The organism is uncultured Cedecea sp., assembly GCF_947498825.1.
GTDB lineage: Bacteria > Pseudomonadota > Gammaproteobacteria > Enterobacterales > Enterobacteriaceae > JGM124.
Genome location: NZ_CANMLV010000015.1, coordinates 36,097 through 62,053, shown reverse-complemented (window position 1 = coordinate 62,053; position 25,957 = coordinate 36,097). Strand labels below are relative to the sequence as shown.

General features: G+C 45.6%; 22 protein-coding genes and 1 pseudogene. 9 read left to right on the top strand and 14 right to left on the bottom strand.

What is annotated here, in order from left to right; all coding sequences use genetic code 11:
- Positions 1-4 precede the first annotated feature (4 nt).
- Both Q1A40_RS15515 and Q1A40_RS15510 read left to right on the top strand, forming a co-directional pair.
- Complete coding sequence (locus Q1A40_RS15515) at positions 5-1,627, top strand: ABC transporter substrate-binding protein (protein WP_300001716.1); 1,623 nt, start codon at positions 5-7, stop codon at positions 1,625-1,627.
- A gap of 538 nt (positions 1,628-2,165) precedes the next feature.
- Positions 2,166-4,481 (top strand): FdhF/YdeP family oxidoreductase, encoded by a 2,316-nt coding sequence (locus Q1A40_RS15510; protein ID WP_300001598.1) that lies wholly within the window; start codon positions 2,166-2,168, stop codon positions 4,479-4,481.
- Positions 4,482-4,658: 177 nt separating this feature from the next.
- On the opposite strand, the gene Q1A40_RS15505 is transcribed toward Q1A40_RS15510, so the two are convergent.
- The gene (locus Q1A40_RS15505; protein WP_300001595.1) at positions 4,659-4,898 is read right to left on the bottom strand and encodes a DUF4060 family protein; all 240 of its coding nucleotides are present in this window, start codon (positions 4,896-4,898) and stop codon (positions 4,659-4,661) included.
- 881 nt (positions 4,899-5,779) lie between these two features.
- Here Q1A40_RS15505 and Q1A40_RS15500 point away from each other — a divergent pair.
- Positions 5,780-6,112 (top strand): hypothetical protein, encoded by a 333-nt coding sequence (locus Q1A40_RS15500; RefSeq protein ID WP_300001592.1) that lies wholly within the window; start codon positions 5,780-5,782, stop codon positions 6,110-6,112.
- 117 nt (positions 6,113-6,229) lie between these two features.
- Positions 6,230-6,475 carry a hypothetical protein gene (locus tag Q1A40_RS15495; protein ID WP_300001589.1) on the top strand — a complete coding sequence of 82 codons (246 nt, stop codon included), beginning with the start codon at positions 6,230-6,232 and terminating at the stop codon, positions 6,473-6,475.
- Between the two features lie 12 nt (positions 6,476-6,487).
- On the opposite strand, the gene Q1A40_RS15490 is transcribed toward Q1A40_RS15495, so the two are convergent.
- The 5 genes from Q1A40_RS15490 to Q1A40_RS15470 form a co-directional block, all read right to left on the bottom strand.
- Complete coding sequence (locus Q1A40_RS15490) at positions 6,488-7,720, bottom strand: MFS transporter (protein ID WP_300001586.1); 1,233 nt, start codon at positions 7,718-7,720, stop codon at positions 6,488-6,490.
- Between the two features lie 13 nt (positions 7,721-7,733).
- Positions 7,734-8,495 (bottom strand): ABC transporter ATP-binding protein, encoded by a 762-nt coding sequence (locus Q1A40_RS15485; protein ID WP_300001714.1) that lies wholly within the window; start codon positions 8,493-8,495, stop codon positions 7,734-7,736.
- Entirely contained in the window at positions 8,495-9,532 is a 1,038-nt protein-coding gene (locus tag Q1A40_RS15480) for an iron chelate uptake ABC transporter family permease subunit (protein WP_300001583.1), read from the bottom strand. The genes Q1A40_RS15485 and Q1A40_RS15480 overlap by 1 nt, the downstream gene beginning before the upstream one ends.
- A complete protein-coding gene (locus tag Q1A40_RS15475; RefSeq protein WP_300001581.1) occupies positions 9,532-10,530 on the bottom strand; it encodes an ABC transporter substrate-binding protein in 999 nt (332 codons plus the stop codon). Before Q1A40_RS15475 ends, Q1A40_RS15480 begins: the two co-directional genes overlap by 1 nt.
- A 209-nt stretch (positions 10,531-10,739) precedes the next feature.
- Positions 10,740-11,171, bottom strand: coding sequence for a hypothetical protein (locus Q1A40_RS15470; protein ID WP_300001579.1), 432 nt, complete (start codon positions 11,169-11,171; stop codon positions 10,740-10,742).
- 222 nt (positions 11,172-11,393) lie between these two features.
- Here Q1A40_RS15470 and zntB point away from each other — a divergent pair, with 222 nt between their 5' ends.
- Positions 11,394-12,380, top strand: a complete 987-nt coding sequence (zntB, locus tag Q1A40_RS15465; protein ID WP_300001577.1) for a zinc transporter ZntB — start codon at positions 11,394-11,396, stop codon at positions 12,378-12,380.
- Between the two features lie 265 nt (positions 12,381-12,645).
- On the opposite strand, the gene ttcA is transcribed toward zntB, so the two are convergent.
- The 3 genes and pseudogenes from ttcA to Q1A40_RS15450 form a co-directional block, all read right to left on the bottom strand.
- Positions 12,646-13,578, bottom strand: a complete 933-nt coding sequence (ttcA, locus tag Q1A40_RS15460) for a tRNA 2-thiocytidine(32) synthetase TtcA (protein ID WP_300001575.1) — start codon at positions 13,576-13,578, stop codon at positions 12,646-12,648.
- Between the two features lie 48 nt (positions 13,579-13,626).
- Positions 13,627-14,041 (bottom strand): annotated as a pseudogene (locus Q1A40_RS23200) (tyrosine-type recombinase/integrase); the annotation flags it as partial.
- A gap of 214 nt (positions 14,042-14,255) precedes the next feature.
- Complete coding sequence (locus tag Q1A40_RS15450) at positions 14,256-14,786, bottom strand: hypothetical protein (protein ID WP_300001570.1); 531 nt, start codon at positions 14,784-14,786, stop codon at positions 14,256-14,258.
- Between the two features lie 370 nt (positions 14,787-15,156).
- On the opposite strand from Q1A40_RS15450, the gene Q1A40_RS15445 reads away from it, so the two are divergent.
- The 3 genes from Q1A40_RS15445 to btsR all read left to right on the top strand — a co-directional run bounded on the left by Q1A40_RS15445 (position 15,157) and on the right by btsR (position 18,106).
- Positions 15,157-15,363 (top strand): hypothetical protein, encoded by a 207-nt coding sequence (locus tag Q1A40_RS15445; protein WP_300001568.1) that lies wholly within the window; start codon positions 15,157-15,159, stop codon positions 15,361-15,363.
- Positions 15,364-15,692: 329 nt separating this feature from the next.
- Positions 15,693-17,399 carry a sensor histidine kinase gene (locus Q1A40_RS15440; protein ID WP_300001566.1) on the top strand — a complete coding sequence of 569 codons (1,707 nt, stop codon included), beginning with the start codon at positions 15,693-15,695 and terminating at the stop codon, positions 17,397-17,399.
- Positions 17,393-18,106 (top strand): two-component system response regulator BtsR, encoded by a 714-nt coding sequence (btsR, locus tag Q1A40_RS15435; protein WP_300001564.1) that lies wholly within the window; start codon positions 17,393-17,395, stop codon positions 18,104-18,106. The genes Q1A40_RS15440 and btsR overlap by 7 nt, the downstream gene beginning before the upstream one ends.
- A gap of 13 nt (positions 18,107-18,119) precedes the next feature.
- Here btsR and yjiA read toward each other — a convergent pair whose 3' ends face one another.
- Positions 18,120-19,082 (bottom strand): GTPase, encoded by a 963-nt coding sequence (gene yjiA, locus Q1A40_RS15430; RefSeq protein WP_300001562.1) that lies wholly within the window; start codon positions 19,080-19,082, stop codon positions 18,120-18,122.
- Between the two features lie 735 nt (positions 19,083-19,817).
- Here yjiA and Q1A40_RS15425 point away from each other — a divergent pair.
- Positions 19,818-20,165, top strand: coding sequence for a hypothetical protein (locus tag Q1A40_RS15425; protein ID WP_300001560.1), 348 nt, complete (start codon positions 19,818-19,820; stop codon positions 20,163-20,165).
- 381 nt (positions 20,166-20,546) lie between these two features.
- Here Q1A40_RS15425 and Q1A40_RS15420 read toward each other — a convergent pair whose 3' ends face one another.
- The 4 genes from Q1A40_RS15420 to Q1A40_RS15405 all read right to left on the bottom strand — a co-directional run bounded on the left by Q1A40_RS15420 (position 20,547) and on the right by Q1A40_RS15405 (position 25,944).
- The gene (locus Q1A40_RS15420) at positions 20,547-22,700 is read right to left on the bottom strand and encodes a carbon starvation CstA family protein (protein WP_300001558.1); all 2,154 of its coding nucleotides are present in this window, start codon (positions 22,698-22,700) and stop codon (positions 20,547-20,549) included.
- A gap of 280 nt (positions 22,701-22,980) precedes the next feature.
- Positions 22,981-23,787 carry a serine protease gene (locus Q1A40_RS15415; RefSeq protein WP_300001557.1) on the bottom strand — a complete coding sequence of 269 codons (807 nt, stop codon included), beginning with the start codon at positions 23,785-23,787 and terminating at the stop codon, positions 22,981-22,983.
- A 245-nt stretch (positions 23,788-24,032) separates the two neighbouring features.
- A complete protein-coding gene (gene asr, locus Q1A40_RS15410) occupies positions 24,033-24,308 on the bottom strand; it encodes an acid resistance repetitive basic protein Asr (RefSeq protein WP_300001555.1) in 276 nt (91 codons plus the stop codon).
- Between the two features lie 151 nt (positions 24,309-24,459).
- Positions 24,460-25,944 (bottom strand): carboxypeptidase M32, encoded by a 1,485-nt coding sequence (locus Q1A40_RS15405; protein WP_300001554.1) that lies wholly within the window; start codon positions 25,942-25,944, stop codon positions 24,460-24,462.
- Positions 25,945-25,957: the final 13 nt, after the last annotated feature.

The window sequence follows — 25,957 nt, the reverse complement described above, 5'->3', positions numbered from 1 at the left end:
AATGATGAAAATAACCCTTCGGTTTAGTGGTTGCGCATTAGCTCTGGCTGCGCTCTTCCAGTTCGCCTGGGCGGCTGATGTTCCCCCCGGGACAGTCCTTGCTGAAAAGCAGGAGGTCGTCCGTCATATTAAAGATGAGCCAGCCAGTCTGGATCCGGCCAAAATAGTGGGTTTACCGGAAATTCAGGTGATACGTGATTTGTTTGAAGGTTTGACGAATCAAACCGAAAAAGGGGAGATTGTGCCTGGCGTCGCGTCACGCTGGCAAAGTAATGATAACCGCACGTGGATTTTTACCTTACGTGATAATGCTCGCTGGTCTGATGGCAGCCCGCTGACCGCACAGGACTTTGTTTATAGCTGGCAGCGACTTGTCGATCCTGCGAATACGTCTTCTTTTGCCTGGTTTGCTGCACTGGCGGGTATCCTGAATGCGCAGGATATTATCGACGGAAAAATGCCCGCTGATAAATTGGGTGTGACGGCGATAGATGATAAAACCCTGCGTGTTCAACTAGATAAACCAGTCCCGTATTTCCCAAGCCTTGTTGTTAATGCTTCTCTCTATCCTGTACCACGTCATGTCATAGAACAGTATGGTGCTGAGTGGACCAAACCGGGAAAATTGGTCGGTAATGGTGCTTATACATTGCAGGATCGTGTTGTAAATGAAAAATTAGTGGCAGTACGCAATGCTAATTACTGGGATAACGACAAAACGGTACTGAATAAAGTGACCTTTGTTCCTGTTAATCAGGAATCAGCTGCCACAAAACGTTACCTGGCAGGGGACATTGATATCACTGAGTCATTTCCCAAAGCCTTGTATCAGAAACTCAAGCAAGATATTCCGGGAGAAGTTTATACCCCGCCACAGCTTGGCACCTATTACTATGCATTCAATACAGAGAAAGGGCCGACAGCAGACGTCAGAGTCCGCCAGGCCTTGAATATGACGATAGATCGTCGGTTAATGGCGGATAAAGTTCTGGGAACGGGAGAAAAACCGGCCTGGCGTTTTACCCCGGAAGTCACAGCGGGCTTTACCCCTGAGTCTTCACCATTTGAAGAAATGAGCCAGGAAGAACTCAATGCCCAGGCAAAAATGTTATTACGTGCGGCAGGTTATGGCCCAGATAAACCGCTGGATTTGACCCTGTTATATAACACCTCGGAGAACCATCAGAAAATAGCCATTGCTATCGCCGCAATGTGGAAGAAAAACCTGGGTGTAGACGTCAAGTTACAAAACCAGGAGTGGAAAACCTATATTGACAGCCGTAACAGCGGTAATTTTGACGTGGTTCGCGCATCCTGGGTTGGGGATTATAATGAACCCTCAACCTTTTTAACGTTGCTGGGATCTACGCATAGCGGTAATATTTCACGCTTTAAATCACCCGTTTATGACAAAATACTGAACCAGGCTGCGCTTGAGACGACTGCTAAGGCACGTAATCAAGACTACAATCTGGCAGAAAAAATACTGCTGGAACAAGCACCCATTGCGCCAATTTATCAGTATACCAATGGGCGGCTGATTAAGCCGTGGTTAAAAGGCTATCCTATTAATAACCCTGAGGATATTGCCTACAGCCGGACGATGTATATCGTTGAGCATAAATAGTATACGGGTCTCAAATAGCCCAGTAAAACTCGAGAATGGCGCGATCAATCGCGCCATTATTTATGAAGCTACCCGAGTTTCCTCCGGGGGGAATATCGACAAGTTCATTCTGAAATTTCTTCAAATCACTCATTCGCTATATATTTGAGTATATAGTGAATTATGTTGCAACTTATATAAAAAATGCACTTAATGGTTGAGTGATATACCCGCCATACTTCAAATTGCTTGGGTGTTGCATGCGTGAGGTGCGGCTACAAGCCACTCGAATTATTTTGGGCATAGGTATATTTTTTTATATACGCAAACCCGTGTTAATGCGGGTATCGGGGGAAATGCTCATGATTTCGTGAGAGTATCTTTGAAGATAATATCATTCTCAGCACATAAATTGATCTTATTTACCAAACCCGTCAAAAATAGAATCATTACCCTGCAAAATCCATGGCTTTGTATATAGTATTAAGCAGTGAAGTATTTTTTAGTACATTGCATGTCGTCGGGTTAATTCACTTAATTATAAAATTAAGGAAGCAGAATGAATAAGAAAATAGAAAACTATACCGGTCCTGCCGGGGGATGGGGAGCGCTTAAGGCTGTCGCAGAGGCTATCCGTGGGCAAATGAATGAGGGGCATGATCTGATTGCCATGTTCGAAATGAATAAACCTCAGGGATTTGACTGCCCCGGCTGTGCCTGGCCGGATCCTAAGCACAGCGCATCATTCGACATGTGCGAGAATGGTGCGAAGGCAATGGCCTGGGAAAGTACCAAAAAGAGAACCACCCCTCAGTTTCTGGCTGAACATACGGTGACCGAACTGCTGTCCTGGAATGATTATGATTTAGAGAATGAAGGGCGCTTAACCCATCCACTAAAGTACAACCAACAGACTGACCACTATGAAGAAATTAGCTGGGATGAGGCATTCAAACAAATAGGCCAGCAACTGGCAAGTTATAGCAATCCTGATGTTGTAGAGTTTTATACTTCAGGAAGAACTTCAAATGAAGCTGCATTCCTCTACCAGCTTTTTGCCCGTGAATACGGCACGAATAATTTTCCTGATTGTTCGAATATGTGCCATGAACCCACCAGTGTTGGCCTTGCAGCGGCGATAGGGATCGGTAAAGGTACTGTGCTGCTGGAAGATTTCGATAAAGCAGACCTCGTTATCTGTATCGGCCATAATCCCGGAACTAACCATCCACGCATGTTAACTTCGCTGCGTGAAGTGTCGAAACGTGGCGGAAAAATTATTGCCATTAATCCGCTTAAAGAAAGAGGATTAGAACGTTTTACTGCCCCGCAAGATCCCGTTGAAATGCTGACGTTACAGTCTACTCAACTAGCGAGTGACTATTATAAAGTTCGTATTGGCGGTGATACGGCTTTAGTTAAAGGAGTAATGAAAACGCTGATTGGCTGGGATGATATCGCGCAACAGGATAGTAAGCCCGCATTATTAGACCACGCCTTTATTCAAGAACATACTGCTGGCTTTGAAGCCCTTAAACAAGATGTACAGAATACATCCTGGGAAGATATCGTTAAGCATAGCGGCATCACTCAGCAGGATATTGAGCAGATTGCTTCTTCTTACGCCGACGCCAAGAGTACCATTATCTGTTATGGCATGGGGATCACTCAGCATCAGCATGGTACGCAAAATATTCAGCAACTGGTCAATTTGCTGCTGCTTAAAGGTAATATCGGTCGTGAAGGTGCCGGGATTTGCCCGCTACGAGGGCATTCTAATGTTCAGGGCGATCGTACTGTAGGTATTACCGAAAAACCGAGTAAGTCATTCTTAGAGAAACTTGAAGCGCGATTTGGTTTTACCCCGCCAGATAAATTCGGTCATGCCGCCGTGGCCAGTATGCAGGCGATATCGGAAGGTCATTCAAAGGCATTAATTTGCATGGGGGGCAATCTGGCTGTAGCCATGCCAGATCAGGATGCCTGTTTTAGCGGGATGAAAAAGCTCGACTTGGCTGTGCATCTTGGGACAAAGCTAAATCGTTCTCATCTGCTCACTGCGCGTAATACCTTTCTGTTTCCTGTCTTAGGCCGGACCGAACGTGATACACAGAAGAGCGGTGAACAGGCGATAACTGTCGAAGACTCCATGTCGATGGTACATGCTTCACGCGGTATGTTAGAGCCGGCCAGTCCTTATCTGAAATCCGAATGTGCGATTGTTGCTGGTCTTGCCCAAGCGACGCTGCCGAATAGTAAAGTGGACTGGCAAGGTATGGTAGACGATTACAATGTGATACGTGATGCTATGGAGGCAGTGTTACCTGGGTTTGATAATTATAATGAGAGGATCCTCCAGCCGGGAGGCTTTCATTTGACTAACCCGGCGTCTGAACGTAAGTGGACCACCGCATCGGGTCGGGCAAACTTTTTTACCACTGAAGGTTTACTCGAAGATCCTGAATCAGCAAATGCCAGTGAACTGGTATTAGCCACAGTACGGAGCCATGACCAATATAACACCACCATCTATGGTTTAAATGACCGCTATCGGGGTATTTTGGGTCAGCGAGATGTGTTGTTTATCAGCCAGGATGAGGCAGATAAACAGAAACTGGTGGCAGGTGACAGAGTGAATGTTATCGCGCTGGATAAACAGCAAAACAAAACGCACCGACGGGTGGATAATCTTCAGATAGTGATTCACGATATGGCGGATCGCTGTGTGGCAACCTATTTTCCTGAATCAAATAACCTGATTGCGCTGGATAATTTCGATCCACAAAGCGGTATACCGGCGTATAAAAATATTCCGGTTGCATTAGAAATCTCGCAACGTGCCGCCGACAGTAATACGGCTAAGATGACAGAGTAATCATCTTCTTTGATAGTCCCTGCATGCAGGGACTATCAACGCTGGTATTTTTCTTCCCTTCAGTTTAGTGACAGTAGTGCCGTACCGGCCTGAGCACAGGAATATTATCCGCCCGCCCGGATACCTGTGATTTCCCGGTTCTATACCCGTCATACTTCAAGTTGCTTGGGTATAAGGTTAACTGGTATGGGCAGGAAGATTCTGGAGTTTACGGAATTCGTTCATTGCTGTAGCAACGTAACTGGATGAACGATTGATCACTTCAACGGTTATTTTCATACCGTCTACCGAGACAGTATAATTAGTTCGCGACTTCTGTCTGCCATAGTTTCCGAACTTTGCATGGTGAGTTGCCAGAGCCGCATCGCATGCCCGGCCTCCTACTGATGAGTGTTTGCTACGATTAATCAGTTTCATAACGTCACCTTATGGAGATTATTCAACGGCGATAACTTCAGGACGTATATCAATCAGAGTAATAGAAAACAGTTCATACAATTCATTATGAATATGACGGTTTGATGTAACTTACCTGTTCAGGGATGAAAATTTGTTTCGCCGCCGCAAAAGGGGCGATTCATCGAGCGAGTTGGCGCAAAACAGCCTTTGTGAACGAATAGTAACAGTCATATACGAGCCTCCTCGTATTCAGCCTAATGCCGGGATACCATCGGAACCACGTACAGCAGTAGGCTAAAACAGTTAAACTAAAAATGGTTGTAATAACAGCAAATCTTGTCGTGGTGATATCACTGTTATTATTCAATTGTTATAAAACGCAAATCGTCTATTTACAACTGATTATTTCTCTTAGTCTCTTAATGTTATCTATATTTTTGTTATTAAAGAAATTTTTGTTAATGATTTAATGGCTAAATTTTCACCATATTTGTTCATCTGATATTTCAGCTCCCTGGTGCTATGTCCGCCCCAACCCTTGGTTGATTGAAAAACAATCAATTTTCGGCGAGATATTATTCACCCCAGACTTTCTCATTTTTGTTGACGTGACCCTGTCACAGGCAATCAGTAATGCAGCAATGAAAGTGTCAGTGATAATTATTTTCTTGAGAATACATCTCTGGTTCAGTTGTATTCAAATTATGTCTAAAAAGTTAAAGCATTAGGAATTTAAATAGGTCGGGGTGGTATTATACGACTAAGTATTAGTTTGTATAATAAGAATTTGTTGTCTCCTGGAGATTACTGTAATTATTTGGTGTATGGTTGCTAGATGTTTATCGCTCCAAATCCGAGGGCATGCATACTGAGTATGTTGATAATAACCAGGAGATATTATGTCTGATATAACGCATTACCAGATCCCACTGAATGGCGTTTCGCCAGAAGATGATGTTGCATTAAAAGCATTATTTGAAGCGCATGCAGCGCTATTTGACAGTGCTATTCTCTCAACTTATGGTGGGGATATACGTTATGCAGTAGTAGCTGGGAGCTTCAGTGTCACCGGCCTGTCAGACGGGAAAGTGAATTATGATTGTCAGGTAAACTACTTCGCGCCTTGCCATGACCAAAATGATTTTTTCCAGGTTCAGGGCAGTGCAAATTATGAGGTTACTGGCGAAAATATCATCCTTAAACTAGATGAAACGTTATGGAATATTGATTAATGCACAGCGAATGACGATTATCGCCATGAGTGTAGTCTCAGACCCATTGTGGGCATGAGTTTGCGTTCCCTTATGAGTATTATCGTTGGTGATGTTGAACATTAAGTGAGTATGCAAATGAAAAAATTAGTTATCAAAAAATACATCGGTAATGAGTTGGACGAAGAAACAACGGTTCCCGTGATGTTTATTTCTCTCTTGCATGGCCTGTTACCGAATTCAGCACTGGAAGGGTTAAAGCAAAATGGTTTTAACTTTGACGAAATGCTGACCTGCTCCAAGAATAATGCGTCTTATCAGGCTGAAACGACAATTGAAGAGAATGGAGTAAAAAAACGTATCGAGCTCTTCATTAAAGAATAATGACCTGACGATTTATTGCTTTATGCTTTTGCCGGGTCGGTAGAGAAGATAAAAAGCGATGGCGCTTAAAAACGGAAAGACGGCCAACTGTAACCAGGGAATGATCGCGTCAGGAGAGGGCGTCAGCGCCTTGTCTAATTGGGATCCTAATAGTAAATTTCCCACCAATACAGCGATCCCTCCCGCTGTCGATAATGCGCCATAGTGAGCACCGAGCGTGGTTTTATTGGCAAACTCAGGGATCAAATCTTTTGCCGAAGGCCCGAGTAGCATCTGACTGATTGTCAGCAGCGTCACAAAACAGGCCGCAGGGAGTAGTCTGAGCCAGGAATCATCGGGTTCCTGAGCGGCAAACAGGGCCACACTGAGAAAAGAGGCTGACAGCAGAAGAAACCCGGCTGGCATTATCCTGGCCGCACCTGTTCGCCGGGCGAAACGGGCCAGCGGGAGCTGAAACAGAATAATCAGCACCGATGCCAGTATAAACAGAGGGCCTAAATCTTTTTCACTGCCGCCAGCGCGGCTGATTTCAACCGGAAGCGCCAGATATAACTGGTTATAACTCAGTAACCAAGAACTGTAGGCGATGATAAAAACCACAAAGCGGGGCTGTCGAAAAGTACTCCACCATGGTGGGATATACAGTGACTGATGTCGGGGCGAGTCTGGCGGCAGGCATAAATACAGCACGCCAAGGGCGATAATAAATACCGCAGCACCTGCCAGGGCTATCTCACGAAAACCAAATCCGGTTAGCAGTGCCCCGGCCGCAGGGCCAATCACTGCACCGAGTTCGCCGCAAACGGCAAACAGCGCAAACCACTCGGCACGACTGCGTTTCCCCTGGGCTTCACTGTCCGTCCCTGCTTTTGCCAGCAAGGCTTCAATAGAAGGGGAAAACAGTGCGCCACCCACGCCGGTCAAACAGGCGCCGAGGATAACAGGCGTAAGGCTGTCACCCAGAGCCAGCAACAGATAACCCACAATACGGATAATACACCCGCAAAGAATAACAATCCGGGCACCATAACTGTCTGAAAGCGCGCCACCAATGATAAACATCCCTTGCTGGGAGAAGGTTCTGAGACCGAGGATCAAACCAATCATGGCCCCTGAGAGCAACATATCATCGCGAAGAAAAATCGCCAGAAAAGGAATAACAGCATAAAAGCCAATATTGAATACAAACTGGCTACCCAGTAATACGGGAGGCCAAAGACGGGTAGCTGGACGCAGAAACTTCATTCGTGAGCCGGGTTCAAATAAGGTAGTGGATATGTTTTTTACCGTGAAACGCAGAAATTTCGATTCTGGTTTTCACCCGGAAAACATCCCAGAGTAGGGCTTCGGTTAAGATCTCTTCCGGGGAACCGGAGGCGATCACTTGTCCTTGCTGCATCACGATTAAGGCATCACAGAACATAGCTGCATGATTAAGGTCATGAATAGCTACAATACTGGTGACAGGCAACTCACTGATCAGCTTCATCAGCTGTATCTGATGATGAATGTCCAGGTGATTAGTGGGTTCATCCAGCAGGATCTCACTCGGTACTTGTGCCAGAGCCCTGGCAATATGCACGCGCTGACGTTCTCCGCCTGATAAACTGAGCCAACCCTGGTCGGATTTATCAAGCATATCAACCCGTTCCAGGGCTGAATTAACCGTCTGGTCGTCAAGACTCGTCCAGCCAGAAAATGCGCTATGGTGAGGGATCCGCCCTAACTTGACCACATCACGAACGCGCATATTCGATTCGGTCATTCCGTGTTGTTCGACAAAGGCGATACGTCGGGCTAGTTGCTTTCTTGCAAATCGTGCGATTGGTTTTCCATTCAGCGAGACGGTCCCGGCATGGGGACGTCGTAAACCTGCAAGAACGCGCAGCAGTGAAGACTTCCCTGAACCATTTGGCCCCAGTAAACCGACAGTCTGTCCCTGTGATATAGAAAGTGAAACATTATTAACAATGACTTTTTTACCTACCTTCCAGGTGATATTTTCAGCAGTAATACTCATCATTTGTTCCTTGAACGATAGATAATAACAGCAAAGAACGGTACCCCAACCAGCGCGGTAACGACACCAACGGGCAGCGTCTGTGGGGCTATCAGCATTCTGGAAGCAATATCAGCCAGCACCATTAAAATCGCCCCCGCCAGAGCACTGGCGATAAGTAAGGTGCGGTGAAGCGGACCAAAAAAGAAACGCATCATATGGGGAACGACCAACCCGACGAAACCAATGGAACCGGCCATACTGACAATGGTTGCGGTTATCAGTGCTGTGGTGGTAAATAAAATCAGCCGTACCCAGGTGACACGGATCCCTAATGAAGCAGCAGCATCGTCGCCGAAGGTGAAGGCATCCAGGGCACGCGAGTAGTAAAGGCAAACAGCGAGGCCAAGTACCACCACGACGAATACAAGCTGAAATTCGGGCCAGCGTACACCACTGAAGCTCCCCAACAACCAGAACATAACATCACGTGCCTGTTGGGCGCTGGCTGAGGTACTAATGGTATAGGCGGTCATGGCATTAAACAGCTGCGATGCTGCGACACCCGCCAGGATAGTGCGTTCGTTACCGCCGCGTGCACCATTAGTCAGTAAGGCCACAAAAGCAAAGGCAGCAAAGGCCCCCGCAAAGGCACCAGCAGAAAGAGAGATAGCCCCGGTGCCAAGGCCCAGAACCACCACAGATACAGCACCTGTTGATGCGCCCGCTGAGACACCGAGTACATAGGGTTCAGCCAGAGCATTTTTCAGTAAGCTTTGCAACACGGCTCCGCAAATAGCCAGCCCTGCACCACAGCAAGCGGCAACCAGTGCCCGGCTAAAACGGAAATCCCAGATAACGCTTTCATAGATACGATTAAGGGGAACCTCGGTGAATCCTGCTCTGTTGGTCAGTGCATAAAACACATTGCTTAACGGAATAGAAAGTTCACCAACGCTCACACCCACTGCAATGACAGTCAGCAATACGATAAAGGCTATCAGAGCAGAAGTTGTGAGCAGTAAACCTTGCCGGGTTTGTTTAACGGCATGATGCATCAGTTAAAGTCCATCTCTCTGAGTTGTTTTGCAACTTGCTCTGCGCCATAAATGGTACGAATAGTTGGATTCATCGCTTGACCATCCATCACGACAATATGTCCTTTTTTAACCGCCTCAAGCTGACTAACTGCCGGATCACTTTTCAGAAATTTAATTTTTTCTTCTGCACTATCCAAAGCCCAGCGATTACGATCGAGACTGGAAACCACTATCACATTGGGATTAGCCGCAATGATGCTTTCCCAGCCAACGGTTGGCCATTCAGTTTCAGAGGTAATGGCATTATGTCCTCCCAGGGTATCGGCAATAAAACCGGAGGCACTGTTTTTACCCCCAACGTAGACATCCGAAGAGGGTGATGAACTGGAAAACCAAAAGACAAAAGAGCGGTCTTGTTTATTTTTGCTAAATTCATCCCGAAGATGACTTTCACGCTGTTTAAAATCAGCGATCAGTGCATTGCCCCGATCTTCGACATTGAAAATGGTCGCTAAATCACTGATTTCTTTATACAAGAAGGACATGTCCCACAGTTTCTGACGGCTGCCATACATATCACCGACCGATTTTTTGGTAGCACACATTCCCGGAGACATATAACTATTAACACCGACGGTTACCAGGTCTTCTCGTTTAGCGACCTTACTTTCTGGTCCCAGTAATAAGGGCAACTGAGCAGCAATAAAGTCAGGATCCTGAGCCAGAATTGATTCGAGAGTAGGGATCTCAACCGTCAGTGTTTTAATTTTTTCATTTTGTTTAGCCAGTGCCGGCAGCACTTTCGTTGGCCAGAATGCACTGGCGACGACTTTATCTTCAAGTCCCAGTAACATCAGTATTTCTGCTGTATTTTGTCCCAGGGCAACAACCCGTTCAGGTGCTTTAGTAAAGGTTTCCTGGTAGCCACAATTCTCAATGGTGACAGGGTAGGTGGTGGCAAATACAGAGCTGACTGCGGTCAATGACAGTCCTAAGGCACAGATAACCTTTTTCATATCAAACTACCCTTTGTAAGTGTTACTGACACCCGGTGATGGGCACAATGTAAATAAGAATTATTTATACGGCGCGGTTTTATACAGCGGGGAATAAAGCGTGTCAACAGATGTTGTTAACCACCTGTTACTATAAGGGTATTTTAGAAAATATTAGCGTATGAAGATCTATGCATTCTCATGGGTGTCAGTGACACCCGTATAAAGATTCACGGAAGTTTGGCGATGGAGACCGAGACTTCGTAACCTAACAGATACAAGGCCTGTTCCAACGTTTCAACCTTGGAGGCATGATCAACATCCAGTAAGCGGTCTATTTGTGGACCTTTCTGATTTAATTTTCTCGCCAAATCGATTTTTCTTGTACCGGTATTAATCATGGCATTATGAAGTGCGATTTTTAAACACGTGAGCACGGGCAGATGAACGGTGATATCACCGGTTTCAGCAGGAGAAGGGGCCGGAACGGGGATCCGGGATTCAATCAAATCAGCAATAAACGCAGTTAACCCATCTTTTGCTTCTAGCTCAACGTCATCTTCGGTTAATGCGCTGGAATAGAGATCGCTAAAATCACGATAGCTTATCTCATACTCTCCGGTTTCATCATCAAAAGAGACCGTGATGGGATATCTGAACATATATAACCTCTATTTTAATTTAACCGTTATCACGAAGGATATCCGTGTTTGAGTGATAAATTGTAGCACTAAAAACCAACATAAAAGAGTAAAAATAAAACAAAAATGTTGTATTTATTAACAATGGTAAGCTAAGGATTTACTTGCCGGAGAACATTTTGTGATTTACGGTTAAATAATATCAGACAGTAAACAGAGATATCATGGATAAGGAAGGTGGAAGTGGATGTCATTAAAGGTAGTAACCTCAATGTATCGGATGCAATCTTTGCCTGGCAACTGGATGGTAAGGGAGGGGCCCGTCCCGTCGACAGTGATAGCGTCATCGATAGTGAACATCCTTGCTGGTTACATCTTAACTATACTCACCAGAGTTGCGCCGACTGGCTCGCATCGACTCCCCTTATCCCTGATAACATACGCGATGCATTGACGGGTGAAGGTCTGCGTCCTCGGGTATCCCGGCTGGGTGAGGGGACATTGATTACGCTGCGTTGTGTGAATGGTAGCACTGAAGAACGGCCTGAGCAGATGGTTGCGATGCCATTATTTATGAATGACCGTTTAATCATTACTACTTGCCAGCGAACCATACTGGCACTGGATGACGTGATTAGCGAGCTTGCCTCAGGAAGCGGTCCGACATCCAGTGGCAGTTGGCTGGTCAGCGTCTGCGATGCACTAACCGATCATGCGAGTGATTTTGTTGAACATCTGCATGATACGATCATTGACCTCGAAGATGACTTACTTGATCAAAAAGTCCCTCCGCGCGGTACTTTGGCATTACTGCGTAAACAGCTGATTGTGATGCGCCGTTATATGGCTCCCCAGCGCGATGTTTATGCTCGCCTGGCCAACGATCGTATTAGTTGGCTCAGTGATGATCAGCGTCGTTTAATGCAGGATATTGCCGACCGCCTTGGCAGAAGGGGCCTGGATGAAATTGACTCCTGTATTGCGCGTACTGCGATAATGACTGATGAAATATCACAACTGATGCAAGAGGCATTGGGAAGACGAACCTATACAATGTCTTTGATGGCGATGGTTTTTTTACCCAGCACTTTTTTAACCGGGCTTTTTGGTGTCAATCTGGGTGGTATTCCGGGTTCAGACGGAAAATTTGCTTTCAGTGTGTTCTGTCTTGCTCTGGTAGTGATTATTGGTTGTGTGGCGGGTTGGCTGTATCGCAGAAAATGGATCTAAAAAGTGTAGAGTACCTGCGTTCTCAGTAAACCACCCTTAACTTGAGCAAAATCAAGAAACAGCATGGGGACTTCAGACATAATTCATCTCGCAGGTGAATACAACGTCAACCTAGTGATGGACGTTGTGCTCCATATTTGTCTTACTTTCTTCTTAAGAATTAATGCATAGCACAGTTAATTCCGATGATGCCGACTTTAATCAGTCGGCTTTTTTTTTATCTGTACCGGGCAAAATCTCTCCCGTACAGGGAGAGATAGAAAGATTATTTAATTTCCAGAATATCAAGGCGTTGTACTGGTGTGTCAGTATCTTCCTCGGGCTGCCAGCCAGCGGGTTGCAGCGGCAGATCTTCCCTGTCAAACGCTAGATCTCCGCCGTCAATCACTTCAGAACCCTTTGTTATTCCTTTAAAATCAAACATCTCTGTATCACAGAGATGGGAAGGAACCACATTTTGCATTGAACTAAACAGGGTTTCTATCCGGCCCGGATAGCGTTTATCCCAGTCTCGCAGCATGTCGCCAATCACCTGGCGCTGTAAATTAGGCTGAGAACCGCAGAGATTGCAAGGAATGATCGGATACTGACGGGCAATAGCAAAACGTTCAATATCCTTTTCACGGCAATAGGCTAACGGACGAATAACGATATGTTTACCGTCATCGCTCATGAGCTTCGGTGGCATGCCTTTCATTTTGCCGCCATAGAACATATTTAAAAACAGTGTCTGCACAATGTCGTCACGATGATGACCGAGGGCAATCTTCGTCGCGCCTAATTCAGTGGCAGTACGATAAAGAATGCCACGACGCAAGCGGGAACACAGCGAACAGGTTGTTTTTCCTTCGGGGATCTTTTCTTTAACAATGCCGTAGGTATTCTCAGTAACAATTTTATATTCTACACCTTCATTTTCGAGATAGGCTGGCAGAATATGGTCCGGAAAACCGGGCTGTTTCTGATCAAGATTAACTGCCACCAGGCTAAAATTAATCGGAGCGCTTTTCTGCAGGCTACGGAGGATCTCCAGCATGGTGTAGCTATCTTTGCCGCCAGACAGGCAAACCATAATGCGGTCGCCTTCCTCAATCATGTTATAATCAGCAATCGCCTCGCCAACATTGCGGCGCAGACGCTTCTGTAATTTATTCAGGTTATACTGCTGTTTTTTGTTTTCTTGTTGATTATCAATCATTTAACATTTACTCAAGTATCAAATGGGGCATAAATGGGACAAAACGCTTTAAAATGCCAACTTCTCATTCAGCATTTTTATCTGTTCGTGATTCATCTCTTCTGTCCATGCGGCATAGACTTCACACACCATCTGCGCGTTTCCATGCCCCATCTGATTAGCAATAAAAGACGGGTTAGCGCCTGCGGCTAAAACCGGCATGCGAAAGTGTGTCGTGTATGGTACGTATTGCGGCGACGAATACCAACACGTTTTTCAGCAGAATTCCAACGGTCACCGAGGCTCCTTAAAGAGTAATACGGTTTTTGCTCTTCTTTATTGACCCTTGGCATAAACACGAAGTGTATCTGCTGACGTGCCGTATGAGCGAGTGCTCGCGATGATGATAAACGATTTCAGAGCTTGAATGTTTGCCTGCTAGTTTTTGTTGCGCTGTCAGGGCATCTATTGCTGGTTATAGCAGTGCGTCAGTACATGCCCCTGTCTTTGTTTTCGGAGAACCAAGCATACCTGGCGTTAGTCGTAAAACCGCGCCCTGAAGAACAGGGTTTTACGGCGCATCTGATAAATTGATAACCAGTATTTCTTACTATTAGCGTGCTTAAGATTATATTTACTGCAATAAACTGCCATTCTCAAGGAGACTGGATTTTTAGGTGAAGAGAGTGGCGCGTATTTTAGTGGGTTAGAGACTGAGATGATTGTTTCTCTCCGTCGAACACAAAAATCATACGAATCCCATACACACCTCTTTCTTTTAACTTTCTGGGATACTTTAATGAGATATCTTCATCTAATAATGTTTGTATTTTTTGGGATGTAATAATGCAAAGTTCTGACTGATTATCAGCTTCATCCCTCCATAACAAAATTTCTGGAGGTGATTTGTCTTGAATAGGGGATTTCGCGGTGGCAATTAATATTTCACATATTGTTTTTGCATTCCCTGTGTTTTTCGTGTCAATTTTAGTAGATATCTTTTTTTTTAAAACTTCTCTATATCTGTTTGTGAATTTTTTTATCTCATTTGTCATCGCGTCATCTGCGATAAATGATTGATTGTATTTTATGTCAGATAAATACTCTTCTATATTCTTAGTTGTAGATGACCTCATAATCCATGTTGGTGGGCTGATAAAAACTTGCAGATCGGCAATAGCATGACTGCTGATAAATAAAATGGTTGCTGCCATAATGTTTTTTTTCATGATTTATTTCCATATATAAAGTGGCGCTTAAATGGCATGCGCATATACCCGTTATTCTTCAAGTCGCTCGAGTATTTCCGCCGAATCACAGAGTTTATCTATGCGCATTGACAGGCAGAACCGGGCGCCTACAAGCAGCTCGAATTATTTTGGGTATATTCCGGAAGGATAATATTTTTTGAGTACTATGTCTTTTACATCTGCTGTCCACTTTTTATTACCTGGCAAGAGCCACGTCTGGTTTTGACCTCGGCGTTATTCACCGTTCAGCATAGTTTAGCTTTAACCTGAATTTGTACCCGTCAATAATCAGGTTATACCTTCAATCATTCACGCGACTTCCGGCGCAGTATAACTATTAAGGATCTTTATGAGTACGGGTAACTTATCTTTGCTGGCACAGGCATTTCTTGAGGTATGGCTATCCCGTCGGCTCGGTGCAGTGGGAACGGCGACGATTAAACTGATTAAAATGGGTGCAAAGAGGCTCCCTGATGAATACCATCCGGAATTTAACGAACTGCTGGTGGTTGTCGATGGCGAGATGGAGCGGGTTGCTGATGCCCAGACGGTCTAGCTTAAAACCAGCGGTTATTATTTGAATCCCTCGCGGCGCTATACATCCTGTATCGCCCGGGAGCTATGGCTCGCTGTTTCTGGGGATACTGAAATTGTTGCCAGTCAATAGTGTAAGACCCGGAACTTCAGCCTGTTACTGGGAACGGACTGCATAATCTCTGTGTATCCTCACCGCAAACTGCAATACAATAAGCACTCAGACAGTACAGATAAATGCTGTATTGCATTATATGTTGTCAGACCCTGCGCTTTAACACCACGTTCAGCCCATGCGTCAACATTTTGTTCAATAACCGGCATGACTTGTTGAGTTGCGGAAATCTAAGAATGTATGAGTTTAATCTAGTTTTATTGTTGCTACAGCAAATGTGCGTGTTTTTGGTGATTGCCTGGTTGATGAGCAAAACACGGTTATTTATCCCGCTAGTACAGGTTACGGTTCGCTTACCCCACAAATTGTTGTGTTACATCACCTTCTCCATTTTTTGCATTATGGGAACCTATTTTGGCCTGCATATAGAAGACTCTATTGCCAATACGCGGGCTATTGGTGCTGTTATGAGCGGGTTGCTGGGCGGGCCGGTTGTGGGTGGGCTGGTCGGGTTGACCGGTGGTATCCATCGCTATTCCATGGGCGGAATGACAGCACTGAGCTGTATGGTTTCGACGATTGCTGAGGGATTAATGGGCGGACTGGTACACAGTATTCTGGTTAAGCGCGGTCGAACCGATAAACTGTTTAATCCGCTGGTAGCAGGAGCGGTGACCTTCGCCGCGGAAATTCTGCAAATGGTGATTATCGTTCTGATTGCCCGTCCTTTCGATAGTGCCGTCAATCTGGTCAGTAATATTGCTGCGCCGATGATCGTAACCAATACCGTCGGGGCGGCGATGTTTATGCGCATTTTGCTCGACAAGCGCGCCATGTTTGAAAAATATACCTCGGCATTCTCAGCAACAGCATTAAAAGTAGCGGCTTCAACTGAAGGGATACTACGCCAGGGTTTTAATGAAGAGAACAGTATGAAAGTAGCTCAGGTACTGTTAAAAGAGCTTGATATTGGCGCGGTGGCGATCACCGACAGAGAAAAATTGTTGGCCTTTACGGGTATTGGTGAAGATCATCATTTAGCCGGGCGCTCTATCAATTCGCAATATACCTGGCGGGCAATTGAAAATGACGAGGTCGTCTATGCCGATGGCAATGAACTACCTTATCGTTGTTCACTGCATGCCAACTGTAAGTTAGGCTCAACTCTGGTTATCCCTTTACGAGGGGAAAATAGTCGTGTGATTGGTACTATCAAACTCTATGAAGTGCGTAACCGGCTATTTAGCTCAATCAACCGTACGTTAGGGGAAGGTATTGCCCAGCTATTATCGGCCCAAATCCTGGCCGGGAAATTTGAGAGGCAAAAAGCCCTGTTAGCGCAGTCAGAAATTAAGTTATTACATGCTCAAGTCAACCCGCATTTCTTATTTAATGCCCTGAATACCTTACTGGCGGTCATTCGTAAAGATAGCGATAAAGCAGGGCAGTTAGTACAGTACCTTTCGACCTTTTTCCGTAAGAACCTCAAGCGTTCAGCAGAAATTGTGACGCTCGCGGAAGAACTTGAACATGTCAATGCTTATCTGCAAATTGAACTCGCCCGCTTCCCGACCCAGCTTAAGGTTGATTTACAGGTTCCGGATGAATTCTATTTTCAGAAACTCCCTGCTTTTACCCTGCAACCATTAGTGGAGAATGCGATTAAACACGGAACATCCCAGTTATTAAGTAAGGGTAATATTGTTATCCGTGCTTATCGACAACATGATGGTGTCATTATTGAAGTGGAGGATAATGCCGGGCTTTACCAGCAGAGTGGTAGCAATACCTGCACGAATTCAGAGGGAGGATTAGGAATGAGTTTAGTGGATAAGCGTTTGCGAGCCCGTTTTGGCGACGACTACGGTATTTCTGTCAGTTGTGATCCTGACTATTTTACCCGAGTGACGCTACATCTACCGACTGGAGAAACTGCATGTTAAGAGTGTTACTCGTTGACGATGAGCCACTGGCGCTGGAAAATTTACGTCTACAATTGCAGGATGAAAGTGATATAGAGATAGTCGGTGAGTGTGCCAATGCTATTGAGGCTATCGGCATGATCCATAAAATTCGCCCCGATATTGTCTTTCTTGATATTCAAATGCCAAGAATTAGCGGTCTGGAAATGGTGGGCATGCTTGACAGGCAGCATCGGCCTCATATTGTTTTTCTTACTGCTTTTGAAGAGTACGCGTTACAAGCCTTTGAACAATGCGCCTTTGACTATTTACTCAAACCTATTCAGCCAGCCAGGTTACAGAAAACGCTGGAAAGGTTACGCATAGGCCAGCAAACTCAAGATATCACCCAGCTTTCACAGTATCAGCAACCACTGAAGTTTATTCCTTGTATCAGCAGTAATCGAATCTGGTTGTTACAGCTGGAAGATGTTGCTTTTGTCAGCAGCCGGATAGGCGGTGTGTATGTTACCAACAAGGACGGACAGGAAAGTTTTACCGAGCTAACCCTACGAACGCTGGAAACACGCACTTCTTTGTTACGTTGTCACCGGCAGTATCTGGTCAATATGAATTACCTGAAAGAGATCCGCCTGGAAGATCAGGCGGAACTGTTACTGCGCGATGGTCAAATTGTTCCGGTCAGTCGTCGCTATTTGAAAACGTTGAAAGAGACGGTAGGGTTATAGATCGTGCCGCGGATCAGGCCGGACGCAGACGGTCAAAAGCAGCGCGAATCTCCTCCTCTGGTAGCGCCTGGCCAATAAACACCATCACACTGTGTGGTGTTTCATCTGACTGCCAGGGTCTGTCCCAATCTGCGCTATAGAGGCGCTGAACGCCCTGGAACAACAAACGAGCGGGCTGATCTTCTATCCAGAGCATGCCTTTATAACGCATCAGATTATCGGCAAAACTGAGCAGTAGCTCTTCCATCACCGCAGAAATAGCACCCAGCGCTACGGGATAGTCAAATTCTACTACGATGGAAGAAACGGTGTTATGTGAAGGCGCAATGCGATGAAACAGCGGTTTGGCCGGAATAATATCTTCTTCCAGCATAAAACCGCGGGTATTAAACAGTAGCTGAGGGTCAATATTCCCCTGGACCATGGTATATATTGGGGCTCTGGCATTAATACGTTGCAGGCGCTCAGTTAAAGCCGTGGTATCAGCAGCGACATCGGTTTTTGTCAGCAGAATACGATCGGCATAGCCAATTTGCGACTGGGCTAGCGGAAATTTATCCAGCTGCGACATAGCATGAACCGCATCGACCAGGGTAATAACGCCATCTAACAGATACCTTTCGCAGATAACTTCATGGGCAAAAAACGCCTGCAAAATAGGGCCGGGATCGGCCATACCAGTACATTCAATCATCAGCCTGTCAAACTGTACTTCACCTTTGTCCAGACTGTCGAGTAAATCAAGCAGCGCTGCTTCCAGCTCACCAGAGCGGGTGCAACAGATACAGCCATTCGTCAGGGTGGTAATACGAGTTGCACGCTCACCAATAAGCTGATTATCAATAGGCGTTTCACCAAATTCATTCTCAATAACAGCAATTTTGTAGTCTTGCTGTGTATGGAGAATATGTCGTAACAGGGTGGTTTTTCCTGCACCAAGAAAACCGGTTAGTACGGTTACCGCAATCGGGGTCATGAGATTATTCCTTTTAGTAACAACATATTCCCTCGTCACTATCATTACCAATAATGTTCGCGGAAATAATTTTTACAGGATATCACAGACCTGTCTGGATGGTATTGAACATCGTGCGTTAAGTAACGGCATTTTTTGGGGTTCTCTTTTCTGGTATACCATAGCAGGATTTACTGTTAATCCCGTCCCTCATTGCTGAAAGGTATATGAAAGTCACTCTGTAATATCCCTTGCTTCACTCAAAGTTCTGAACGCTTACGGCTGTGACTTCCGGAATTTTTATCTTTTCCTGCTTTGTTCATTGTAAAAAATATTAAAAGTAGCTTGCGACAAAAAGCATGGGGTAGAAATAAGATATTTATCCACCTTCATTTTCCTGACCCGGTGGTAATCTGAGCGGCCGAACTGTTGAACAAGGTTTTATGATGGGGTAAACATCCCAAAAAAAATGTCACATGCTTAATTGTCTCTTGTGTAACTTCATCTCGATCGTATTTCGTTTAAAAGTGTATTGATTGGAAAAAGTATCTGTTTATTGTGTTGATGTCGCTATCAAGAATATCCAACGCACATTCTTAATAATATTTAATATATTAGAGTGTGTATATTTCAACGTTGAGTATTAATGTTCTTTTCGTCTTCAGGATTATGGCGGCACCAGACAGGCTGTGACGAGAGAAAGTCTTCATAGTCAGTTGAATTATATGTGTTAATTTTAAAAAAAAGAGGTGAATTATGAATGCTGTCAATGAGTACTTTGTAGAGCTGGAATATGAGAACCGTGAAGATGTAACCAAAGAGCAACTGAGAGAAGCGTTAGTAAAAAATAGCTATATTCATATTAAGGTATACAACGGACATTGGCCTCCGAACATTTACATTCCAGATGAAGTGCCACTTGCCGGTGGAATTATATATATAACATCCAATGCGACATTTGATTCCAAGGTATATGTATATGATGAAGCATATACTTTATCAGGAACAAGTGAGTTGATTGTGCTGGGTAGCCCAACTAAACAATGGGTTGTTGCTTCCCCTGCATCTCCATTGGCTGTCAATAATGATCTAAAGCATAATTAATTATCTGATGTATTTCGTCGTCCGACATTTTTATCATCCTATTTTTAAGGATGTACTATTTTTCATTGTTCTGATATTGATATTTGGTCTGCTGGCAACACTGAGTACAATAGATTGATAATTCATTATCTATGGTGTTGAAAATAAGAAATTAAATTTACGATATAAGGTTAGGTTAGTGATATTAAATCAGTGGACGCTATTTTATTGTTGAGACATTAGTGGAGTATATCTTGCGACATACTCCGCTAATTTTAAAATGAACAGTGATGAACACTATTCTTAATCATGTCACCAATACCTTTAAGAGTAGGGCACTGGTTTGTTAGCGCTGATTTATGAGGATCTCTCAGCGCATTTTTGGACGTTATAATGTGGGGGTTAGTGACCAGAGGAGATTTTAATCCCTTCTTTCGGCACCGGTACATATGGCGTTTCGGTATCCGTTGGCTTGTCCGTGTTTCGTGCTTTCAGATAAGTACGAATGCCATAGAAGATGATGCTGTACACCACAAACAGGAAGAGAATACTCAAACCGGCGTTAGTGTAGTTGTTAATCACAATATGCTTCATGTCTGCTAACTGAGCGGCTGTCGCTTCTGCGCCAGCATTGGCAATCTTCTCGTTATACTGGTTGGCCATGTAGAAGAAGCCTTCCATTTTCTCATTGTTGCTGAACAGTTTCAGTGCCAGTGCCCAGGTAGTGCAAAGGAGCAGCCAGATAGCAGGGGTTAAGGTTACCCAGACGTACTGAGTACGTTTCATTTTCACCAGAACTACCGTTGCCAGGATAAGTGCGACGGCTGCCAGCATCTGGTTTGAGATACCAAACAGTGGCCACAGGCTCTTAACGCCACCCAGTGGATCAACCACACCTTGATACAGCAGATAACCCCACAGACCGACACAACCTGCAGTGCCAATAACGCCAGCAATCCATGAATCCGTTTTTTTCAGGAAGGGAACGAAGTTGCCCAGTAAGTCTTGCAGCATAAAGCGGCCGGAACGGGTTCCTGCATCCAGCGCGGTCAGAATAAACAGTGCTTCAAACAGAATACCGAAGTGATACCAGAAGCCCATATCAGCCAGCGGCATAATCTGATGGAAGACGTGTGCAATACCAACAGCCAGGGTGGGCGCGCCACCGGCACGGTTCAGGACAGAAGGTTCACCAATGTCTTTCGCTGTTTGCAGGATCTGCTCAGGCGAAATAACAAAGCCCCAGGAGCTGACAGTCGCTGCAGCATGAACGGTGACATCTTTTAACTGTGCGAGGATCATTGGTGCATTTTCACCGCCCAGTTCATGCAGGTTAGGCATGGTAATACCCAGACCAGCAGGAGGCGTGTTCATCGCGAAATAGAGACCCGGCTCAATGATAGATGCAGCAACTAAGGCCATAATAGCGACAAAGGACTCCATCAACATGGCACCGTAGCCAATAAAGCGGGCATCAGTTTCACAGGCCAGCAGTTTCGGTGTGGTCCCGGAGGCAATCAGGGCATGGAAGCCAGAAACCGCACCACAAGCAATAGTAATAAACAGGAACGGGAACAGGGCACCTTTCCATAATGGGCCGCTACCATCAACATACTGAGTCAGGGCTGGCATTTTTAATTCTGGGTTCAGAATCACAATACCAATTGCCAGACCGACGATAACGCCGATTTTCAGGAAAGTAGCCAGATAATCACGTGGAGCAAGAATCAGCCATACCGGCAATAGTGCAGAAACAAAAGCATAGCCAATTAAGGTGAAGGTGATGGTGGTATCTTTAAAGGTCAGAGCAGGGCCCCAGTATGGGTCATGGGCAATAACGCCGCCGAACCAGATAGAAGCTACCAGTAACACAATGCCAATAACCGAAACTTCACCGATTCGTCCCGGCCGCAGATAGCGCATATAAATCCCCATAAAGAGGGCAATCGGCACAGTGGAACAAACAGTAAATACCCCCCATGGACTTTCCGCCAAGGCTTTAACCACGATGAGTGCCAGCACCGCCAGAATAATAATCATGATAAGGAAACAACCAAACAGGGCAATGGTACCCGGGACAGTGCCCATCTCTTCTTTAATGATTTCGCCCAGCGAAGCTCCATTACGGCGAGAAGAGATGAATAACACCATAAAATCCTGTACCGCACCCGCCAGAACCACACCAGCCAGTAACCAGAGTACGCCTGGCAGGTAACCCATCTGTGCGGCAAGCACCGGACCAACGAGTGGGCCTGCGCCAGCAATGGCAGCAAAGTGGTGACCGAATAACACGTTACGATTAGTCGGGACATAGTTCAGACCATCGTTATTAATGACCGCCGGCGTTGCGCGCGTAGGATCAAGCTTCATGACTTTTTGGGCGATATACAGGCTGTAATAGCGATATGCCACGATATAGACAGATACAGATGCGACAATTATCCACAATGCACTGATATGCTCACCGCGTCTGAGGGCAACAACACCCAGACAGCAAGCACCCAGAATTGCGATAATTATCCATGGTATATGTTTGAATAATGTTTTTTTATTCATGGTTGACCTGGTTGATTTCAGACTAAAAAAGCCCTCTTCTCTGATTTGAGTTATCGGAATGCTGTGAGAGAGGGGACCTGTTTTGTGGCATTAGCATGCCAAATTCAGCTCATCTGAAGGGGGAAACTTGCTAAGCGGTTACAGAGAAGAATAAGCGGTTATCAGGAGCAATGAGCGGTAACTTGAGCGATTTACCAGGCGAAATTTGTGATTGAAATCACTGTATTTTTAGTCTGAGATTCTGAATTGCGTTATCTCTCAGACAAAAATAGCGTAATTATCACTGAACCAATGCCGTCAGTTTGTCACGAAAACCAGTGACCGCAATCGCTCGATTATCGGCAAGATAGCGGTCTTTGGCAGCAGGGGCTGAACTTTGTATCGCAATAATTTGCCAGCCATCTGGTGTTTTCAGCATCAATGGCGATCCGCTATCACCCGGTAAGGTATTGCACTGATGGGAGAAAACCGATGTCTGTGACCAACCTGTTATCAAACAGTCCCTATGAGCATATAAAGCATCTAAGTGATCTTCCGGATAACCCGCTTGTGTGACTTTGCTACCTGCTGCTGTTAAAGCCTTATTCAAGGCTTGCCTGTTTCCTGAAAACAGGGGAACGGGCGTAATGCCTTGCGGTGCATTGTGCAGCACAATTAATCCGAAATCAGAGGGGGCCGCACGGGAGGGAACAATCCAGCCATCGCCATCGGCTTTTAAACGATGAGCCAGACGGTTATCAACCCGGCCTTCAATGATACGGATTTCATAGCGCCACTGGTTTTTGTGTGAAATAAAACGTAGCACAACCGGTGCATCATATTTACCTTCCGGGGCCTCAAGCAGGCAGTGCCCAGCCGTTAAAGCCAGATGGGGTGCAATCAGTGTTGCGGTGCATAAGTTGCCACTGGCTGTTTCCAGTTGGCCGATAGCATCCCAGGGCGCACTGGTGGTCTGAGTAACGGGATCACGGTTATCCTTCCCAAAAAACAGCGTCTTTGTTTCTGCGTCACTGTTGACAGCATTGGCTGTACCTAGATGGGATACCAGGCAGATTGTGCTCCAAAAATAGCCCCGACTTTTTCGCATAACACTCTCTGAAAACAATGGCTTTTAATTATTCTAGCGGGTAAAACTGGAGCCGACAAAAGCTAAAACAATATTGCTGCTCAGATTAACGAAACCAGAAAATGAAGGCGATTAGGCCACAGGTAATAAGCAGGGCCAAAATAAACTCAAAGCGATAGCGTCGAAACATGTATCAGTCTCCAAAAATACCCGGTATTACCGGGTATTTTTGTGTTCGCACACGTCCCTGTTATGCGGCTATTTTCTTATGCTGCGGGTTGCGCGGGTGCTTTTGCTGAAGCTTTATGATGTTTTTTAGCCGCCTGTGCTTTTTGTTCTGCAGCAGGTTTGCTCTCTTTCTTGTGTTTAGCTGCCTGCGCCTTTTGTGCTGCCGGAGCACTGTGATGTTTTACATGATGCGCTGTTTTGGCAGGTGTAGTTGCCGTAGTGGTCGCACCTGTTGTCGCTGTAGTATCAGCTGCAAAAGCAGCAGAAGACAGACCCATTGCAGCGGCAACAACCAGAGCTAATACTTTTTTCATCTCGATACCCTCGATATTTGTTTGCGTTCAGTCCCAGTGTGGGGCCGTTGAAATGCACTATAGACTTATGAATGCAAAGCTTCAGTGAGTGATTGGTATCGGCGTGTAACCGAATGTACAACGTCGGGCAAGATACCTGACGTTGTGACTATCAGAGGTAGCGAGATTCTAAATGATTGCGGAAATACAGAGGGTTAAGATCTTCACCTGTCGCATTGGCGATCAGCTGGGAAGTACTAAAGCGGCTGCCATGTCGCCAGATGTTTTGTTCAAGCCAAGTAAACAGAGGGTTGAAATCACCGCTGGCTATCTGGTCGTCAAGCTGTGGCAAAGCACGACGGGCTGCGGCAAATAACTGAGCGGCATACATAGCCCCTAAGGTGTAGGACGGAAAATAACCAAAGGCACCGTCAGTCCAATGGATATCCTGCATGCAGCCATTGCGGTAATTTCCGGCAGTAGACAGACCGAGCCATTGCTGCATTTTCTCATCCCACAGGGCAGGAATGTCATCGACTTCTATCTCACCTGATATCAATGCTCGCTCAATCTCATAACGCAGCACAACATGTGCCGGATAACTTATTTCATCAGCATCGACGCGAATAAAACCACGTTTGACACGCTGGCTTAATTTAACCAGGTTGCTCAGTTCAAAAGCGGGCTGTGGGCCAAAGTGTGCGATGACTTTTGGCAATAACTGCTGCTGGAATGATGTACTGCGGGCGAGTTGCATCTCAAAAAATAAACTTTGCGATTCATGAATCGCCATCGAGCGGGCAAGGGCAACTGGCTGACCCGGCCAGGTTCGAGGCAGGTTTTGCTCATAACGCGCATGGCCTGTTTCATGAATAACACCGTAAAGAGCACTGAATAATTCATCTTCGTTGTAGCGAGTGGTGATACGAACATCTTCCGGGACACCGCCACAGAATGGATGAGCACTGACATCAAGACGGCCGCCAGCAAAATCAAAGCCCAGCATATCCATGATATCCAGACCCAACTGGCGCTGTTTTTCGGTGGTAAAAGGTCCGACAGGAGTGATGACGGACTCTTCTGCTTGTCGGGATATCACCGTTTGCAGCAAATCAGGTAACCAGCTACGCAGCGAGCCAAACAGGCCATCGAGTTTCTCACTCGTCATACCGGGTTCGTAGATATCCAGGAGCGCATCGTAAGGTGATATTCCCTGGGCATCGCCCCGTAAGCGGGCTTCTTCGCGACTTACGCGCACCACTTCTTTCAGATTCGCGGCAAAGTCCGTCCAGTTGTTTTCCGGACGTTGAGTGCGCCAGCCATGTTCACAACGTGAACCTACCAACGATTTTTCTTCCACCAAACTGTCAGGTAGCAAAATAGCATTTTGATACTGACGAGTGATTTCATTGAGATTTGCACGTTCAATATCATTGAGATCTTCTTGCTCTGCATCTCGTATCAAGCGTGCTATTTTTTTATCGCTGAGAATTTGGTGACGTAACACACTTAACTCAGCCAACGCTTCTCCGCGTGCCTGACTGCCATTGGCAGGCATCATAGTTGCCATATCCCAGCTGGCAATGGCATTGAGGTGATCAAAACGCGACAAACGTAAGAAGATACGACTCAAATCAGTGTAGTGTTGCTTTTCCATAGAGCCTCGTGGA